Source organism: Bacteroides sp. 14(A) (genome assembly GCF_000526555.1).
Taxonomy (GTDB): Bacteria; Bacteroidota; Bacteroidia; order Bacteroidales; family Bacteroidaceae; genus Bacteroides; species Bacteroides cellulosilyticus.
Window position 1 is genome coordinate 132,419 of sequence record NZ_JAGH01000005.1, and the last position, 18,734, is coordinate 151,152.

Here is an 18,734-nt window from a genome sequence, read left to right on the forward strand (position 1 = left end):
GCATGGAAAAAAGAGAAATTGATCTTACTGTATCCTGCTATGGAAAAGTAAAGGATGTGAAGTATGATGTTGTCATACTCCCCTGGGGCGCTACGGAACCCCATAATCTGCATCTTCCGTATCTTACTGATTGTATTCTGCCCCATGATATAGCCGTAGATGCCGCTGCTTTGGCACTGGAGTATTCAGGTGTGCGCTGTATGGTGATGCCTCCCGTACCTTTTGGTGCTCATAATCCCGGACAGCGTGAACTTCCTTTCTGCATACACACCCGCTACTCTACCCAGCAGGCCATTCTGGAAGATATTGTAGCTTCCCTGCATGCTCAGGGGATGCGTAAATTGATTATTATCAGCGGGCATGGAGGCAATAACTTCAAAGGCATGATACGTGACCTTGCTTTTGTCTATCCGGATTTCCTGATTATAGCCACTGACTGGTTCAGTATTGTTTCTCCCAAAGGCTACTTTGAAGCTGAAATAGACGATCACGCCGGTGAATCGGAAACTTCTGTGATGATGCATTACCATCCGGAATTAGTGAATCTGGATGAAGCAGGCGATGGAGAATCCAAGCCGTTTGCCATTCCTTCGCTGAACGAGAAGGTGGGCTGGGCACCTCGTCATTGGGATAAAGCTACGATAGATAGTGGGGTAGGGAATCCCAGAAAAGCTTCAGCAGAAAAAGGAGCACATTATGTAAAACCAGTAATAGAAAAACTCGCCCAACTCTTTACGGAAGTTGGGCAAGGTGAGCTCTACTAAGCAAAAAGAAAAGCTTACTTATCTACTGACATTAGCCATTTGCCATCTCTTTTTACCATTGATTGTGTACCATCCTGCGTTTCTCCGTTTCCGTAGGTTTGCTTAATCTTTACTGTTGCGGTGTTTCCATCTTCCGATATTTCTTCTGATATGATCTCTATACTTTTCAGTCCGTCCTTTTTTTCATATTCTTTGGAAACTTTCTCTTTCAGCATGGACACAAGCCCGTCCTTTTGCTCTTTCATTTTCTCCGCACCTACGCTCTCATCGAATGCAAGTCCGTCTACAAATTTCTCATAGTCACCTTTGATGAGATAATTACCATACTTTTTCATAGCATCTCCCGGGCCACTTGAAGAGCAAGCTGTCATTAAAAACATAGTCATAACCATCAGACTAAAATAAAATACCTTTTTCATACGCTTTTTTTTAAAGTGATTAATGTGTATTTAAAAATAGTATATCAAACAGAGACGCTTGCTCTGCGCAATATCGTTGGGCAGGAGATAATCTCCTCTGAATCCGGGAATATTTACGTGGCTGACACGCCCTTCGGGTAAATCTATTCCCTCTTTTCTGTATACAAAGTCTATCAACTCCGTGCAATACATCTTGGTGGTGTCTGCCAAATCATAATCATGATCGAATAACACATGGCTCTCATAAAGATGTTCCGCGTGAGTTGCTGCCCGGTATCTGGCTACCGAATCTCCTGATACACGCATGATAGCTCCGTTAACAGCTTTTCTTTTCTCAAAAAACACTTCTACGGTTTCCATTTTTACACGATCAGGGTCGTCCTTAAAATCCGGTTCACCAGGCACGGCATGTATCACATACCATTGTCCGGCTTTCTTTTTCAGGATGCCGGTATGCGAATAAGCACCTTCCCGGTCTGCAGCCAACACTACTCTACTGGTAATCCCTGTTCCTCTTCTGAAAGCGATATCCCCATCCCGGAATAGTTCTTGTGGTAGCTCTACCGGAGGTGTCTCTTTATCTGAACTTCCCTGGCATCCGACCAGTACAAGGGTAAGAAACAATATTGTTTTCAGTAGTGATACGTGTGTCTTCATTTCCATCCGTACAAATATATAAATTAATTTGCATCATTACATGTTTTTTAAATGATTTTTGTAGTGTAAACGAAAAAAGAGGCAACAACCTTATTCAGTTGTTACCTCTTTTTTAATTTATACCCTAAAAACTAATCTCTTTTACCTATAAAAACTAATTCTATTTCTTTTCTGATGGCGCAAAGGTAGAGAGTTTCAGGGAAAAATGATTTGATATAAATCAAAAACTGAATATTCTTATCGTATTTCTTACAATATCCCCGAACGTACACGGCTGAGAGTTTCGGGTGTCATTAGCAAATAAGATGCGATATGTGACAATGGCGCCCGCTTGATAACTTCCGGATGGGTGTGCATCAGCATATTGTAGCGTTCACGGGCTGTCTCGAAACGCCATGAATCGGCTTTCACCTGGGATACGATGAGTGAGTATTCCAATATCTTGCGATAGAACATATTTATTTCCCAGGAGATTTCGGTCAATCTCATGAATTTGTCGTAGGGGAGAAGGTAGACTGTACAAGGCTCCAGGGCCTCTGCCATCAGGCGGGTAGGTTCTTGTTTCAGAGTGCTTTCGATGCAGATGATGACACAACCCTCGTAGGAAAAGTGTTCGGTGACGTCCTTACCGTTTTTATAATAGAATTGACGCATCATGCCTTTTCCGACAAATACCATGTGGTGGCAGACTTGTCCCTCCTTGAATAAGAGTTCACCCTTTTCCAGCTCTTTGCGGATCAGAATATCTTCTATCAGTTTTCTACCTTCAGGTGCCATGCCCGGATAACGAGAGTTCACAGTGGCATCAACTGTTTCTTTTAATAGTGTATCCATAATTGTTCGCTGGTTTCTGTAACTGTTTCCGGGGACAAAGGTATAAAAGATTTGATTTATATCAAATCTTATTAAGTGATTAGTGGTTAGTGATAAGTGATTAGCATTGTTCAGGCTACTAATCACTTAACAAACCCTTTTGTCGTCCATTTCATACTGTACCAGCGTTTTACGAAGATGGCTCCACGGATGTTCTCGTCCAGCAAGAAAGCGACCCACATACCGCAGATTCCCCACTCCAGAGGGATACCGATGATGTAGCCCAAGCCGACGGCAACGCTCCACTGAACAACCAGACCGACATAGAAGGGGTAGGTGACATCCCCGGCGGCACGCAAGGCATTTGTTGCGAAAATATTGATGGGACGTCCGATTTCAAGAATGACGTCGATGATGAGGATGGTGGTTCCGAGCCGGATGATTTCTTCATTGGTGGTAAGCCAATGGAAGATCGTGTTTCCGAATATAGCAAGGATGGTGGAGAGTATAACGGTGATCATGACGGATTTCTTCATAACATATTTACCCATGAGGAAAGCGGCATGAGGTTTCTTTTCTCCGATGAGATGCCCGATGCAAATGGCACCACCCTGCGCCATGGAGATGCTGAACAGATAGGCAAACATGATGATATTGACACAATAGGTGCGTGTGGCAAGAGCTTCGACTCCCAGCATATTGATGAAGAAGGTAATCACTACTTGCGAAGAACTGTAGGAAAGTTGTTCGCCGGCGGAGGGAAGGCCGATTTTCATCAGGTTCTTTAGCTCTATCCATGGGAACGGGCGGAAATAGGCAACGGGGAAGCGATGGATATGTTTGCGAAACAGGATAATGAATAAAAGTATCATAGATACACCCCGGCTGAAAGCAGTAGAGATGGCAGCTCCTTCTACGCCGAGCTCGGGAAAACCAAAGCGACCGAAGATGAGTGAGTAATTACCTACTATATTTAGGATATTGACAACAACGGTTACTAACATTGGATAAATGGCTTTGTTGGCACTGCGCAGGGAGGCGGAAAGCGTTAATGAAATGGCTTGGAAGAAGGCAAACGCGCCTACAATACGCATATAATCCATGCCGTCAGTCATCAGTTCGGAAGTCAGTCCCATCAGGCGCAGGATAGGTCCGGCACCAAAGAAAAGGAGCAGGCTGACGGATACGCCTACCACTATGTTCACAAGGATTGAAACACCGACCACTTGCACTACTTTCTTTTGCAGGCGGGCACCGAGATATTGGGAGCAAAGGACGGAAGTTCCGAGATTGATGACCTCGAATACGAGAAAAGTGAGCATGATAATCTGGTTGACCACCCCTACAGCCGCAACACTACTATCGGAGTGGCGACTCAGCATAATAGTATCTACAGCACCCAGCATCATAATGAGCAGAGTTTCTATAAAAATAGGGGCGGCAAGTTTGGCAAGCCTCTTTTTTAAACTTTCCTGATGTATCATTTCGTATGTGTTTGAGACACGGTGATGAAAAATCGCGCAAAGGTACGCAAAGGGAAGGATAGGGGAATTGATATGAGTCAATTTTCAGGGGCACCGCATCAAAATTAATTCGTTTCGGTATAGTAATGAGTTTTCACCACAGAGTAACACAGAGTTTCACGGAGTTCTATTCTTTTGATTTCAAATTGATTAAATTCTGTGAAACTCTGTGTTACTCTGTGGTGAATTAATTCATAACCGAAAAGAAAAGAAATAAATGGATCTTTCAATTTGAACACAAATTCTTTCACTCTTTCATCTTTTTTTTTCTATGCTTTGCTTTTGACTTTTAACAGATTACATCTTTTATTGAAAAAAGTCAGAAAAAAATATGATGGAAAGATTTGCATAGTCCAAAAGTTTCCCATACATTTGCACCGCATTTGAGAAACAATGCAGGTTTAAGGAAGTGTGGGTGAGTGGCTGAAACCACCAGTTTGCTAAACTGACGTACGGGTAACTGTACCGGGGGTTCGAATCCCCCCGCTTCCGCAAACAGCCGGTGGATTCGTCTAACGGTTAGGACACATGCCTCTCACGCATGTAATACGAGTTCGATTCTCGTATCCACTACGGTAAAAAAAGCATAATGCACTCTTAGCTCAGCTGGTAGAGCAATTGACTCTTAATCAATGGGTCCAGGGTTCGAGTCCCTGAGGGTGTACAAGGTATAAGGCGGTTATCAAATAATGATGACCGCTTTTTTTATGCAATTAATTCTCATTCTCCGGGAATACTTCCTATCTTTGCACTCCGAAATCAATTAAAAGCGTAAACACATTGGATTGGTTATACAGTTTATTCGTTGAACATTCCGCTCTACAGGCGGTTGTGGTACTCTCGTTGATCTCCGCTATCGGCTTGGGACTGGGAAAAATACACATCTGCGGCATATCGTTAGGCGTGACGTTTGTGTTTTTTGCAGGTATCATTGCCGGACATTTCGGGTTGTCTATCGACCCGAAAATGCTGAACTATGCGGAGAGTTTCGGGTTGGTAATCTTTGTGTATGCGTTGGGCTTACAGGTCGGCCCCGGTTTCTTCAGTTCGTTCCGTACGGGCGGCGTACAACTGAATATGCTGGCTGTGGGGGTAGTGCTGATTGGTACGGTGATGACACTCTTAGGAAGTTACGGACTGGGAATATCGCTGCCGGATATGGTGGGAATTCTTTGTGGTGCTACTACTAACACACCTGCGTTGGGTGCTGCACAGCAAACTCTGAAACAGATGGGTATCGAAGCAAATACGCCGGCTTTGGGATGTGCGGTGGCATATCCGTTGGGCGTAGTGGGAGTAATTCTTGGTATTCTGATGATACGCAAGGCACTGGTTCGTAAGGAAGACTTGGAGATCAAAGAGAAAGACGATGCGAACAAACCGTATATCGTTGCATTTCAGGTCCACAATCCGGCAATCTTTAATATGAGTGTGAAGGATATAGCTCAATTGAGTTATCCTAAATTCGTCATATCCCGTTTGTGGCGGGATGGGAATGTGAGCATTCCCACTTCTGAGAAAGTGATAAAAGAAGGCGACCGCCTGCTGGTCATCACCTCGGAAAAGAATGTGCCTGCACTAACCGTACTGTTTGGTGAGCAGGAAAATACGGACTGGAACAAGGAAGACATTGATTGGAATGCCATCGACAGCCAGCTGATTTCACAGCGCATTGTGGTGACACGTCCGGAACTGAACGGAAAGAAATTGGGTTCGCTTCATCTGCGCAATCATTATGGAATCAATATCAGCCGTGTATATCGTAGCGGAGTATTGCTGCTGGCTACGGCAGAGCTTACCTTGCAATTGGGCGACCGGTTGACGGTAGTAGGTGAGGCCGCTGCTATACAGAATGTGGAAAGAGTACTGGGAAATGCAGTGAAGAGCCTGAAAGAACCTAATCTCGTGGCTGTATTTGTTGGTATTATCCTGGGACTTGCCCTGGGTGCTATCCCTATTGCTATTCCGGGTGTAAGCACTCCGGTGAAGCTGGGATTGGCAGGCGGACCGATTATCGTAGGTATCCTTATCGGTACTTTCGGCCCCAGAATGCACATGGTTACGTATACTACACGCAGTGCGAACCTGATGCTTCGTGCACTGGGTTTGTCGCTTTATCTGGCTTGTCTGGGCCTGGACGCGGGCGCTCATTTCTTCGATACAGTCTTTCGTCCCGAAGGATTGCTGTGGATAGCTGTGGGCTGTGCGCTGACGGTAGTTCCTGTATTGATTATGGGAGTTATTGCTTTTCGTTGGATGAAGGTGGACTTCGGTTCGGTAGCCGGTATGTTGTGTGGAAGTATGGCGAATCCGATGGCATTGAATTATGTGAATGATACCATTCCTGGTGATAATCCTTCAGTTTCTTATGCTACGGTTTATCCTTTGTGCATGTTCCTGCGTGTGATTATCGCACAAGTGCTGTTGATGTTCTTTTTAAGTTGATAGTGAAGAGTTGGGAATGTAGAGTTGAGGATTGGGAACGTAGAGTTGAGGATTGGAAACGTAGAGTTGAGGTTTGGAATGAAGACACAAGCCATATATAATTTGTAAATTGTAATTTGTAATTAGATATCATGAGTAATATTACCCCTGAAAGCATCATGAGCGACTTGCGTTATTTGCAGTTGCTGTCACGCAGTTTCCCTACAATTGCGGATGCCAGTACAGAAATAATCAATTTGGAAGCTATACTGAACCTCCCGAAGGGGACAGAACACTTCCTGACCGATATTCATGGTGAATATGAAGCCTTTCAGCATGTGTTGAAGAACGCTTCGGGAGCCGTGAAGCGAAAAGTGAATGAAATCTTCGGGCATACCCTGCGTGAAAGTGAGAAGAAAGAGATATGTACGCTGATTTACTATCCCGAAGAGAAGTTGCAACTGATTAAAGAACAGGAGGCTGACCTGGACGACTGGTATCTGATAACATTGAACCAGCTGGTGAAAGTTTGCCAAAATGTATCTTCCAAATATACACGCTCAAAGGTACGCAAGGCACTTCCGGCAGAATTTTCGTATATCATTCAGGAATTGCTGCATGAGTCGAGTGTAGAGCCTAATAAACATGCCTATATCAATGTGATTATCAGCACTATCATCTCTACCAAGCGTTCAGATGATTTCATCATCGCGATGTGTAATCTTATCCAGCGGCTGACGATTGATTCCCTGCACATCGTAGGAGATATCTACGACCGTGGTCCGGGAGCGCATATCATTATGGATACACTCTGCGATTATCATAACTTTGATATCCAGTGGGGAAACCATGACATTCTTTGGATGGGAGCAGCGTCGGGTAATGACGCCTGTATTGCCAATGTGATCCGTATGTCGATGCGTTACGCTAATCTGGCGACATTGGAAGACGGGTATGGCATTAACTTGCTGCCGCTTGCCACGTTTGCCATGGATACCTATGCGGATGATCCCTGTACAATCTTTGCACCGAAGATGAACTTCGCAGATGGTAACTATAACGAGAAGACTTTGCGGTTGATTACCCAGATGCATAAAGCCATTACGGTGATACAGTTCAAACTGGAAGCGGAGATTATAGATCGTCGTCCTGAGTTTGGCATGCAGAACCGAAAGTTGCTGGAAAAGATTGATTTCGAGAAAGGCGTTTTTGTGTACGAAGGAAAGGAATATCCGCTTCGCGATACCAACTTCCCGACGATTGATCCGGCTGATCCGTATCGCCTGTCAGATGAGGAACGGGAGTTGATTGATAAGATTCATGCTTCGTTCATGAACAGTGAAAAGCTGAAGAAGCACATGCGCTGCTTATTTACGTATGGTGGTATGTATCTGATTTGTAATAGTAACCTGTTGTATCATGCTTCGATGCCTCTGAATGAAGATGGCAGTTTCAAGCGTGTCCGCATCGGAAAGAAAGAATATTGGGGTAAGAAATTATTGTGTAAAACGGATCAGCTGATACGTACAGCTTATTTTGATGAAGACGGTACGGAGGAGAAGAGTTTTGCGCTGGATTATGTGTGGTATATGTGGTGTGGCCCAAATGCTCCATCGTTTGACAAGGATAAGATGGCAACGTTTGAACGCTATTTCATCGGAGATAAAGAACTGTCTAAGGAGACCAAAGGATATTATTATACTTTGCGTAACCGTGCGGATATTTGCGAGCGTATTCTTGCGGAATTTGAGGTTACAGGTCCTCATTCACACATCATTAACGGGCATGTGCCTGTGAAGATTATCAAAGGTGAGAAGCCGATAAAAGCAGACGGTAAACTGCTGGTGATTGACGGTGGATTCTCTAAAGCATATCAGCCGGAAACCGGAATTGCCGGATATACGCTGGTATATCATTCACATGGCTTACAGCTAGTGCAGCACGAACCGTTCCAAAGCCGTCAGAAGGCGATAGAGGAGGGACAGGATATCAAATCCAATACTTTCGTCGTCGAGTTCAATTCACAACGCATGATGGTGAAAGATACCGATAAGGGAAAAGTACTGGTAACGCAGATACAGGACCTGAAGAAGTTGCTGGTAGCGTATAGGACGGGATTTATAAAGGAAAAGAACTGAATACTGAGTATTAGGTATTGACTGTTACACATAATGTATTGACAAATGTTTAAGACCTAATAACGTAAATGACTCATTATTTCGGGTTATGAATGAATTCACCACAGATTACACAGATTGACACAGATTCTATTTTACTGATTATTAGATTAATAAATCTGTGTGAATCTGTGTAATCTGTGGTGAGTCTTATTCATTACTATACCGTTATACGCCAATTCTTATATCGAATTTACGTTAATACTTAGTATTTAAACAGCACCACTCCTCCTTCCAGGATCACTCCTTTATCGTAAGTAACTCCCTTGTTGTAGTAGCGGCTGCCGCCGTAACCACCGGTGACAAATATACCGAGGCGGTCTGTTAAGCGATATTCCAGATTGACGCGTGCCTGGAGGGCATAGAGGCGTGCAGGGAAACCGTAATCTTTATTCTTGAAGTTTTCGATGTGCTGGAAGCCCAGGTCACCGCTGATGAACAACTGCTTGTACAAAGGTAATTCGAGACCGGCACGATAGAAGAGGGAGGCGGAAAACTTATCGCTGAAATCCAGATAGTGTGTACCACCGCCTAAGATGGTATAGAACAACTTGTTCTTGAAACGGGCACCTACATTCAGCTTTGTAGTGTTTCCTCCGAAAAGCATTAGCTGTACTTTCGTATCCGGATTGGCATTTACCAGACCTAACTGGAAGCCATCGAAGTTCTCCTTATAGTAATTGAATAATCCAATTTGCAATCCTTTTCCGCTTTTTGCCATGTTCATGGGGGCAAGTTGTGCACCGGTAAAACTTCCGCCTACCACGTTACCGAGTCCGGATATTTGCATACCGTGCATGTCTTCTCCTGTGATGTTACCCAAGCCGCTGATTTGTATGCCTCGCAGACTTTGGCCTACAATATTCAGAAGCCCGGAAGTGGTGATGCCATTGAAGCTCTCACCTGCAATATTGGCTAATCCTGCCAGGTGCACACCCGAAGAGTTTTCACCGCTAATGTTCAGCAGACCACCTATGATAACACCACTGGTGTTGTCTCCTGTTATATTGGTGAGCCCCGAGAAAATGACACCTTGTGCATGATTTCCCGTGATACCGACTAAACCGGATATGGATACGCCACTGAGATTATTCCCATTCACGTTACTGATACCGGCAATCTGGACGCCTCGCATACTGCCTCCTACTAAGTTGGCAAGTCCTGTGATTTGTACACCGTTCATGTCACGCAACACCACTCCACCCAGTAGATTGATACCCACGCCGTTCAGGCGGTTCATGGAGGAAAAAAGACCGAGGTTGAGGCAGGTACTGCCGACAGTATCAGTCTGCTGTGTAGACATGTTCTTCCACAAGGATAGGTTGATGCCGACAGGCTCTCTGTCTTTCTTTGTTGTTGACGGACTGTCAGTGGTCTGTGCAGGGAGTGTACCCGCAACCATCAGTAATGCAATAATGGATGGAAATAATCGTCTCATTGGTTTCAATCTTTAATTTCGTCCGGCCAAGGGGCTAATTTGCCGGTGGCACGAAGCGTAGGACGCTGTGCATCTACCGACCGGAGATAGTTACTTAATTTCTGTGCTAATTTCTTTACGATACGCGGATTCTTTATAGCCACGTCGTTTTTCTCGCTGATATCTTCCGGAATATTAAACAGTTCACGTTTACCGTCCGCAAAGTAATATACAAGTTTCCAGTCACCGGAGCGGATGGAGCAGGTAGCCCCAATACCTGGGCCCGAAGGTCCCCAACTATGGGGATAGTGCCAATAGATATCACGATCTTTGACTTTACCCTTTCCTGTCAACAACGGCATAAAACTGATACCATCCCGTTTTTGCACAGTAGTGTACTTCTGGACGCCTGCTATCTCAAGAATAGTCGGGTAGAAATCTTCAATCATCAGATAATCTCCACATTTCGTGTCCGGAGCTACTACACCGGGCCAGCTCACGATCATCGGTTCGCGTACACCGCCCTCGTAAGCGGAACCTTTTCCGCTGTTAAGCGGGTAATTCTGTGTATGCAGTTCTCCGGCACGGGTATGTGCAGCCAGTCCGCCATTATCGGACATGAAGAGAATGACTGTATTTTCTGTCAGATGGTTGCGTTCCAGATAATCCATCAGATCTCCCAGACTTTTATCCATCCCTTCAATGAGGGTGGCATAGGCGGCCTCTACGGGTGGAAGTCCTTTATCCAGATATTTCTGATAGAAGCGATAGTCCGGTTGTATAGGCGTATGAATGGCATAATGAGCCATATATAAGAAGAATGGTTCATCTTTCTGTTGTGCGCTATCCAAAGCCTTCATCGCTTCCAGTGTAAGTGCTTCGCTGAGGAAGGTGTCCGTGCCATGATATTTTTCCAATCCCGGAACTGCTGCCAACGGACTTTTCCCGTCCGGCTTATTACCGAAATTATTCTTGCCGTAGTAACTGGCCGGTGAACCGGCAGCGTGTCCGGCTATGTTTACTTCAAAGCCCATCGTCAGCGGATCAGCTCCGGGAGTATCATTGGCTCCAAAGTGGGCTTTACCGCAATGAATGGTCTGATATCCGTTCTCTTTAAGCACTTGTGCAAGCGTAGTGACTTGTGTAGTGCGTTCGATTCCTGGTTCCTGACAAATACCATTCACATTCCATTCCGGATAGATCATCACAGAGTCCGGTTGTTCATGCGTTGTATTTTTGCGTAATGTCCAACTTGTCACACGATGCCGCGCGGCATTCATCCCTGTAAAAAGACTGACCCGGGTGGGGGAGCTGATACTACAAGCGTATGCTTGTGTGAACATCTTCCCTTGTGCCGCCAGGCGTTCCATATTCGGCGTGTGGTAAGTGTCGTTGTAATGCGTTCGTTGAGTCCAGAAAGGCAGCGAAGTATCCTGCCATCCCATGTCGTCAACCAAAAACAGAACTATGTTCGGACGTTGCTTTTCTTTCGGCGCTCCCTTTGCCGGAGATGCCGCAATCGCTTCTCCTGCCATACCACACATGGGCAATATGGCAGCAGATAGTAATAATTCGTTTTTCATTTGAGATGATACTTTATAAAGGTTAGTTTCTTTTTCTTATCCCTTCGCCTCTTGGTATAAGAACCGTTTGATGGAACGTTTGGGCGTTTTCTCAAATTCTTCGGGATAGATTTTCATTTTGAATATCTGGCTGTATGCCGGAAGCTCTGCGTTTAACGCAACGCGGTTTTCTTCCATGACACGTTCGATGTCCGTAGTGGTCAGACCATGCGCAAAAGCATCGTCAAAGTCAGGATATACCAGTCCGACAAGCTTTTCATTTTGCTGTACGATGATGCTTTCGGCAACATACGGCAGGTTGTTCAGCTTGTCTTCTATTTCTTCGGGATAGATATTCTGTCCGCTGGCACCGAGCAACATGTTCTTGCTGCGTCCCTTGATGGTTACATTGCCCTCGGCATCCATCAGCGCAAGGTCACCGGTGTGCAACCAACCGTCTGCATCAATAGCCTCACGGGTGGCTTCTTCATTTTTATAGTATCCCAGCATGACGTTAGGTCCGCGGCATACGATTTCTCCCGCTATGTTTTCCGGATCAGGAGAAAGGATTTTCACTTCCATACGGGGAACGGCCTTACCGCAGGAACCCGGTTTGAAGCGTGACCAGTCTTCGTAACAGATGATCGGCCCGCATTCTGTCATTCCGTAACCTACCGTGTAGGGGAATTCTATCATGCGAAGGAACTGTTCTACTTCCTGGTTGAAAGCGGCACCCCCTACAATAACTTCCGCAAAACGTCCACCGAAGGCACTGACTACTCCTTCGCGTACGGTTGTCTTGATCTTGTCGTTGATGATGGGGACTTTAAGCAATAGTTTCATGGTTGGTGTTTCCAGTTTCGGAAGCACGTTCTTCTTGATAATCTTTTCTATAATAAGCGGTACGGCTACCACCAAGTGCGGCTTCACTTCCGAGAATGCCTGGAAGATAATCTTTGGACTTGGCATACGGGTGAGGAAGTATATCTGACATCCTGCGGAGAACTCGTACAGGAATTCGAATGCCAGGCCATACATGTGCGCCATCGGTAGCATGGAGATAATCTTATCCCCGGCCTTCAGTGGCAATACCTCAAATGCAAATGCTGTATTCGACCACAGACTGCGATAGGGTAGCATTACGCCTTTGGAATAACTCGTCGTACCGGAAGTATAGTTGATTACTGCCAGTTCTTCAGGCTGGTCCTTGTGATATTCGATGTGTTCCTTGCGGAAATTCTTGGGGTATTTCTTGCCGAACAACTCATTCAGGTGTTCGCGGGCATAATCCAACTTTTCCGTACGGGATATCAGGATAGAGAAATCCGTCATCAGGATGATGCCTTCCAGAATGGTCATGGCGGCTTCATTCAGATTTTCCCATACCTGGTCGCCCACAAACAGTAATTTGGCTTCGGAATGGTTTACGATGTTATGTATATTATCCGCTTTAAATTCGTGCAGGATAGGAACTGCAACGGCTCCGTAGGTCAGTGTAGCGAGGAAAGTAACTCCCCAGTGTGAACTGTTACGTCCGCAGATGGCAATTTTATCTCCTTTCTTGATTCCGCTTGCTTCGAAGATTAAGTGTACTTTCTCTATTTTGCGGGCTACGTCTTTGTATTGCAGGGTAGCCCCATTATAATCGGTCAGGGCATCCAGGTCCCAATTCTGTTTAATGCTGTTCTCAATATAGGCGATAAAACTTTGTTCCATGATATTATATATTGCACATTTAGTTGAAATTTGTGCAAATATAAGGCTTTATAGAAAGAATGCAAATTTTTAACTGAAAAAAGCGGAGGGGATGTACAATTTAGCTTGACGGATGAATCTCACCACAGAGTAACACAGAGTTCCACAGAGTTTTATTTTCCTTGAGTTCAAATTAATAAAACTCTGTGTTACTCTGTGGTGAATTTAATGCATTACCGCCCTAAGTACCAGTTGTACATGCGTTGTACGCCTTCTTCAATCTCCACTTTGTGGTGCCAGCCCAGAGCGTGCAGTTTCGAGGGGTCAGTCAGTTTGCGCATGGTTCCGTCCGGTTTGGTGCTGTCGAAAGTCAGCTGACCTTGGTAACCTACGGTGGAAACTATCAGTTCGGCCAGTTCGCGGATAGAGATTTCCTTGCCTGTACCTATATTAATATGGCAGTTACGAATATCTTTATCACCTTGTTTGTAGGTGTCTTTGAAGTCTACATGCTCCATGACGAAGACGCTGGCATCTGCCATTTCTTCGCTCCAGAGGAATTCGCGAAGAGGTGTGCCTGTACCCCATAATTTCACTTCACTGTTGCTGATACCGTATTTGGCAAGGATGGCAAGAATATCTTCCTTACTGCTGTTGCCGTCGATACCTTCTACCGGACGCTGGTTCAGATCTTTGCATATTGCATCCCAGTCGCCTTGCTTCAGGCAATGAGCCAGATGTATCTTGCGAATCATGGCAGGGAGCACATGGCTGCGTTCCAGATCGAAGTTGTCATTCGGACCATAGAGGTTGGTAGGCATTACGGCGATGTAATTCGTGCCATATTGCAGGTTGAAACTCTCGCACATTTTCAGTCCGGCAATCTTGGCGATGGCGTACGGTTCGTTGGTATATTCCAGCGGAGAGGTGAGGAGCACTTCTTCTTTCATGGGTTGTTCGGCATCACGCGGATAGATGCAGGTGCTTCCCAGGAAGAGGAGTTTCTTCACATTGTGGCGAAAACTTTCACCGATGACGTTTTGCTGTATTTGCAGGTTTTTGTAGATGAAGTCGGCACGGTAAATGCTGTTTGCCATGATGCCGCCAACGAAAGCAGCGGCAAGGAATACATATTCCGGTTGTTCTTCATCAAAGAATTTACGTACGGAAACGGCATCCAGCAAATCGAGTTCTTTGTGGGTTTTGCCAATGAGATTGGTATATCCTTTATCTTGCAGGTTTTTCCAGATGGCGGAGCCTACCAGACCACGGTGTCCGGCTACGTAGATTTTGGCGTTCTTGTCTAACATTATAGTTCTGATTTTTATATATTATTTTTCAAGTGATCTCAGATATAGCTTTTTCACAAACTTCATATCGTGTGCTGCCATGATTTTCACCAATTCTTCAAAACTGGTTTGTCTCGGGTTCCAGCCTAAAAGAGTTTTGGCCTTTGTCGGATTACCTAACAGCTGTTCCACTTCGGCAGGGCGGAAATATTTAGGATCTATTTCTACAAGCGTTTTTCCAGTTTGCACATCGATACCTTTTTCTTCTACGCCTTCACCTTCCCAGCGCAGTTCGATGCCTACTTCCTTGAAGGCAAGGGTGGCAAACTCGCGGACGGTATGCATTTCGCCTGTGGCTATCACGAAGTCTTCCGGTGTATCGTGTTGAAGAATCAGCCACATACATTCTACATAATCTTTCGCATATCCCCAGTCGCGACGTGCATCCAGATTACCCAGATACAGTTTGTCTTGGAAACCTTGGGCTATGCGGGCGGCGGCCAGCGTAATCTTGCGGGTTACGAATGTTTCTCCTCTGCGTTCGCTTTCGTGATTGAAAAGGATACCGTTTACGGCAAACATACCATAACTTTCGCGGTAGTTCTTTGTAATCCAGAAGCCGTATTGTTTGGCTACTCCGTATGGGCTGCGGGGATAGAAAGGAGTTGTTTCCGATTGGGGGACTTCCTGTACTTTACCGTAAAGTTCCGAAGTGGAGGCTTGGTAAATCTTTGTCTTTTTCTCCATGCCGAGGATGCGGACAGCTTCCAGCATACGCAGCGTGCCGATGGCATCTGCCTCTGCGGTGTATTCCGGTACGTCGAAAGATACTTTTACATGGCTTTGTGCAGCGAGGTTATATATTTCGTCCGGCTGTACCTGTTGGATGATGCGGATCAGCGAGCTGCTGTCTGTCATGTCACCGTAATGCAGGTTAATGGTGCGCTTTTGCTTCATGTCGCGTACCCATTCGTCGAAGTACAGATGTTCGATGCGCCCTGTATTGAATGAAGAAGAACGGCGGAGAATACCGTGTACTTCATATCCTTTCTGTAATAAGAATTCGGCGAGAAACGAACCGTCCTGACCTGTTATTCCGGAGATTAAAGCTGTTTTCATATTGTAGGCTTCTTTATTGATTATTTTTTGCGGGGGCAAAATTCGTTATTTTTTACGAGAATACAAAACTTATTGGCTTGTCACTTATATATCTTATCTACTATCAGTGCAATAGCCCCATCTCCCGTTACATTGCAGGCAGTACCGAAGCTATCCATTGCAATGTAGAGTGCGATCATCAGTGCCTGTGCCGATTCATCGAAACCGAGCATGGATTGCAGGATACCCAGGGATGCCATGATGGCACCACCGGGAACTCCCGGAGCGGCTACCATCGTGATTCCCAGCATGAAAATGAAACCGGCAAACAAGGGGAAATCAAAAGGCATACCTTGCATCATCATCAGAGCAAGAGCACATGCTACAATCTTCAGCGTGCTACCGGATAAATGTATCGTGGCGCAAAGAGGGATAACAAACCCCGCAATATCAGAGGATACGCCGTTCTTCTTTGTCTGTTCCAGGGTAACAGGGATAGTGGCGGCAGAAGACTGTGTACCTAAAGCCGTGAAATAGGCGGGCAGCATCTTTCCTAACAATTTAAAAGGATTCCGGCGGACAAACAGCGCAGCGATACAATATTGAAATACCAGCAGGAAGATGTGCAGCAGGAAGATTACGCCGATAATCTTTATAAATACCATTAAGATAGAGAATACCTGTCCCGAATGTGTCATATTAAGGAATATGCCGAATATATAAATAGGAAGCAACGGCAGGATCACTGCACTGATCATACGGACAATGATATCCTGAAAATCACGTGCTGCATTCTTCAGTGTATCGTTTTTCAGTTGGGCAAGTCCCAGCCCTAAAGTGAAAGCCAGTACCAGTGCCGTCATCACATTCATGAGCGGTGGAATGGCGACTGAGAAAAACGGCAATATCCCTTGCGCTTCGCTGACCTCTTCCAGCGGGGCACCGGACTCTATCAGATGAGGAAATATAGTTACTCCTGTAAAGTAAGAGAGGAAACCGGAAAACAGGGTTGCCCCGTAAGCTATCAGTGCGGTAATCAACAGCAGTTTCCCGGCACCTTTACCGATGTCGGCAATAGCTACGGTAACCAGTCCCACAATAATCAGCGGTATGGAGAAATTCAGAAATTCGCTGAAGATACCGTTGAATGTAACGAACAGGCGTACCAATTCTCCGGGAAGAAAATTACCAAAAAGAATACCGAATGCGATGGCTATAAGGATACGCGGCAGTAAGCCGATATGTAGTTTTTTCATAAAACTGAATTTAAGTTTCTCCATTGAAATAGAGTTATGTTTGCAAAAGTACGATTTTTATTCGAAATTCATACGAACAAATGCCCTTGACATATTGTTTCCATTTCAATGAAACAATAACAAAAAAATGCAAGTTATGACAGAAAAAGGACAAAAGACAGACATCGGCTTAATCGGACTTGCCGTGATGGGGGAGAATTTAGCTTTGAATATGGCGGGCAAGGGATGGCATGTGTCCGTGTTTAACCGTACTGTTCCGGGAGTGGAAGAAGGTGTGGTAGAACGCTTTATCAACGGTCGTGCCAAAGGGAAAAGTATTGAAGGATACACTGAAATTCCTGACTTTGTAGAGTCCATTTCCACCCCGCGCAAAATCATGATGATGGTGCGTGCCGGCAGTGCCGTAGATGAATTGATGGAACAACTCTTTCCGCATCTTTCTCCGGGAGATATCTTGATAGATGGAGGCAACTCAAACTATGAAGATACCAACCGTCGTGTGGCATTGGCCGAATCGAAAGGTTTCCGCTTTGTCGGTGCCGGTGTTTCGGGCGGTGAAGAAGGAGCGTTGAATGGTGCTTCTATTATGCCGGGCGGTTCCGTTACTGCCTGGGATGAAGTAAAGCCCATCCTGCAAAGTATTGCTGCACGTGCTGCCGATGGTACTCCTTGCTGTGACTGGATTGGTCCGGCCGGCTCGGGACATTTCGTTAAAATGATACATAATGGTATCGAATACGGTGATATGCAGTTGATTGCCGAAGCCTACTGGGTGATGAAGAATCTTCTGCAACTGAATAATGAAGACATGGCTTCCGTTTTTGCCCACTGGAATGAGGGTAAGTTGCGTAGCTATCTGATAGAAATTACAGCCAATATTCTTCGGCATAAGGATAAGGCGGGCGGTTACCTGATCGACAAGATACTGGACACTGCCGGACAGAAAGGCACCGGTAAATGGTCCGTTATCAATGCAATGGAATTGGGTATGCCTCTGGGACTGATTGCAACGGCTGTTTTTGAGCGTAGTCTTTCAGCGCAGAAAAATCTGCGTGAGGCAGCTTCCAAACAATTCATTTGCCAGCGCTCACAAGTGGTCTATAATAAGCCGGAACTGGTGAAAGATATTTATTCCGCTTTGTATGCTTCTAAACTGGTATCCTATGCACAAGGTTTTGCCGTGTTGCAAAAAGCGTCCGAATCTTTCGGCTGGGATCTCGATCTGGCATCCATTGCCCGTATGTGGCGCGGAGGCTGCATCATCCGCAGTATATTCCTGAATGATATAGCGGCTGCTTTTGAGGCACAGCAGAAGCCGAAACATTTGCTACTCGCTCCTTATTTCCGGGAAGAAATCAAAGAGTTGCTCTCCGGTTGGAAGCACCTTGTAGCCCATGCGATGAAAGAGGAACTGCCTGTTCCGGCTTTCTCTTCCGCATTGAACTATTTCTATTCGCTGGTATCTGCGAAGCTCCCTGCTAATATGATTCAGGCTCAGCGTGACTATTTCGGCGCACATACCTTTGAGCGTACCGATGAACTCCGCGGACAGTTCTTCCATGAAAACTGGACCGGACATGGCGGAGATACAAAATCAGGTACCTATAATGTATAAAATGAAGCCCTGGTAATAAAATTAT

General features: G+C 45.4%; 14 protein-coding genes and 3 tRNA genes. 7 read left to right on the plus strand and 10 right to left on the minus strand.

The genetic code is table 11. The features are described 5' to 3' along the window. The first annotated feature begins 2 nt into the window (after positions 1–2). The gene (locus tag K429_RS0123250; RefSeq protein ID WP_029328271.1) at positions 3–764 is read left to right on the plus strand and encodes a creatininase family protein; all 762 of its coding nucleotides are present in this window, start codon (positions 3–5) and stop codon (positions 762–764) included. Between the two features lie 14 nt (positions 765–778). On the opposite strand, the gene K429_RS0123255 is transcribed toward K429_RS0123250, so the two are convergent. From K429_RS0123255 to K429_RS0123270, 4 genes are all read right to left on the minus strand, one after another. Then, positions 779–1,183, minus strand: a complete 405-nt coding sequence (locus K429_RS0123255; RefSeq protein ID WP_007213527.1) for a DUF4878 domain-containing protein — start codon at positions 1,181–1,183, stop codon at positions 779–781. Positions 1,184–1,213: 30 nt separating this feature from the next. Continuing rightward, positions 1,214–1,846 (minus strand): YiiX/YebB-like N1pC/P60 family cysteine hydrolase, encoded by a 633-nt coding sequence (locus K429_RS0123260; RefSeq protein WP_007213528.1) that lies wholly within the window; start codon positions 1,844–1,846, stop codon positions 1,214–1,216. A 243-nt stretch (positions 1,847–2,089) separates the two neighbouring features. Further along, on the minus strand, positions 2,090–2,674 hold the full coding sequence (locus K429_RS0123265; RefSeq protein ID WP_007213530.1) for a Crp/Fnr family transcriptional regulator: 585 nt from the start codon (positions 2,672–2,674) through the stop codon (positions 2,090–2,092). Between the two features lie 122 nt (positions 2,675–2,796). Next, the gene (locus tag K429_RS0123270; RefSeq protein WP_029328272.1) at positions 2,797–4,137 is read right to left on the minus strand and encodes an MATE family efflux transporter; all 1,341 of its coding nucleotides are present in this window, start codon (positions 4,135–4,137) and stop codon (positions 2,797–2,799) included. A 444-nt stretch (positions 4,138–4,581) separates the two neighbouring features. Here K429_RS0123270 and K429_RS0123280 point away from each other — a divergent pair. The 5 genes from K429_RS0123280 (at position 4,582) to K429_RS0123300 (ending at position 8,738) form a co-directional block, all read left to right on the plus strand. Beyond that, positions 4,582–4,668, plus strand: a tRNA-Ser gene (locus K429_RS0123280). 9 nt (positions 4,669–4,677) lie between these two features. Continuing rightward, positions 4,678–4,749, plus strand: a tRNA-Glu gene (locus K429_RS0123285). An 18-nt stretch (positions 4,750–4,767) separates the two neighbouring features. Next, positions 4,768–4,840: transfer RNA gene (locus K429_RS0123290), tRNA-Lys, on the plus strand. A 116-nt stretch (positions 4,841–4,956) separates the two neighbouring features. Then, a complete protein-coding gene (locus K429_RS0123295) occupies positions 4,957–6,621 on the plus strand; it encodes a putative transporter (protein ID WP_029328274.1) in 1,665 nt (554 codons plus the stop codon). Between the two features lie 131 nt (positions 6,622–6,752). Then, complete coding sequence (locus K429_RS0123300) at positions 6,753–8,738, plus strand: fructose-bisphosphatase class III (protein WP_007213534.1); 1,986 nt, start codon at positions 6,753–6,755, stop codon at positions 8,736–8,738. 244 nt (positions 8,739–8,982) lie between these two features. On the opposite strand, the gene K429_RS0123305 is transcribed toward K429_RS0123300, so the two are convergent. The 6 genes from K429_RS0123305 to K429_RS0123330 form a co-directional block, all read right to left on the minus strand. Beyond that, positions 8,983–10,215, minus strand: coding sequence for an LA_2272 family surface repeat-containing protein (locus tag K429_RS0123305; protein WP_029328275.1), 1,233 nt, complete (start codon positions 10,213–10,215; stop codon positions 8,983–8,985). A 5-nt stretch (positions 10,216–10,220) separates the two neighbouring features. Continuing rightward, the gene (locus K429_RS0123310; protein ID WP_007213536.1) at positions 10,221–11,777 is read right to left on the minus strand and encodes a sulfatase; all 1,557 of its coding nucleotides are present in this window, start codon (positions 11,775–11,777) and stop codon (positions 10,221–10,223) included. A gap of 36 nt (positions 11,778–11,813) precedes the next feature. After that, positions 11,814–13,472: a long-chain fatty acid--CoA ligase gene (locus tag K429_RS0123315; protein WP_007213537.1), complete on the minus strand. Its 1,659-nt coding sequence runs from the start codon at positions 13,470–13,472 to the stop codon at positions 11,814–11,816. 212 nt (positions 13,473–13,684) lie between these two features. Continuing rightward, on the minus strand, positions 13,685–14,761 hold the full coding sequence (locus tag K429_RS0123320) for a GDP-L-fucose synthase (protein WP_007213538.1): 1,077 nt from the start codon (positions 14,759–14,761) through the stop codon (positions 13,685–13,687). A 21-nt stretch (positions 14,762–14,782) separates the two neighbouring features. Beyond that, complete coding sequence (gene gmd, locus K429_RS0123325) at positions 14,783–15,859, minus strand: GDP-mannose 4,6-dehydratase (protein WP_007213539.1); 1,077 nt, start codon at positions 15,857–15,859, stop codon at positions 14,783–14,785. An 80-nt stretch (positions 15,860–15,939) separates the two neighbouring features. Continuing rightward, on the minus strand, positions 15,940–17,094 hold the full coding sequence (locus K429_RS0123330) for a dicarboxylate/amino acid:cation symporter (protein ID WP_029328277.1): 1,155 nt from the start codon (positions 17,092–17,094) through the stop codon (positions 15,940–15,942). Between the two features lie 127 nt (positions 17,095–17,221). Between K429_RS0123330 and gnd the strand changes: the two genes are divergently transcribed. Next, a complete protein-coding gene (gene gnd / locus K429_RS0123335) occupies positions 17,222–18,709 on the plus strand; it encodes a decarboxylating NADP(+)-dependent phosphogluconate dehydrogenase (protein WP_044097141.1) in 1,488 nt (495 codons plus the stop codon). The last annotated feature ends 25 nt before the right edge of the window (positions 18,710–18,734 follow it).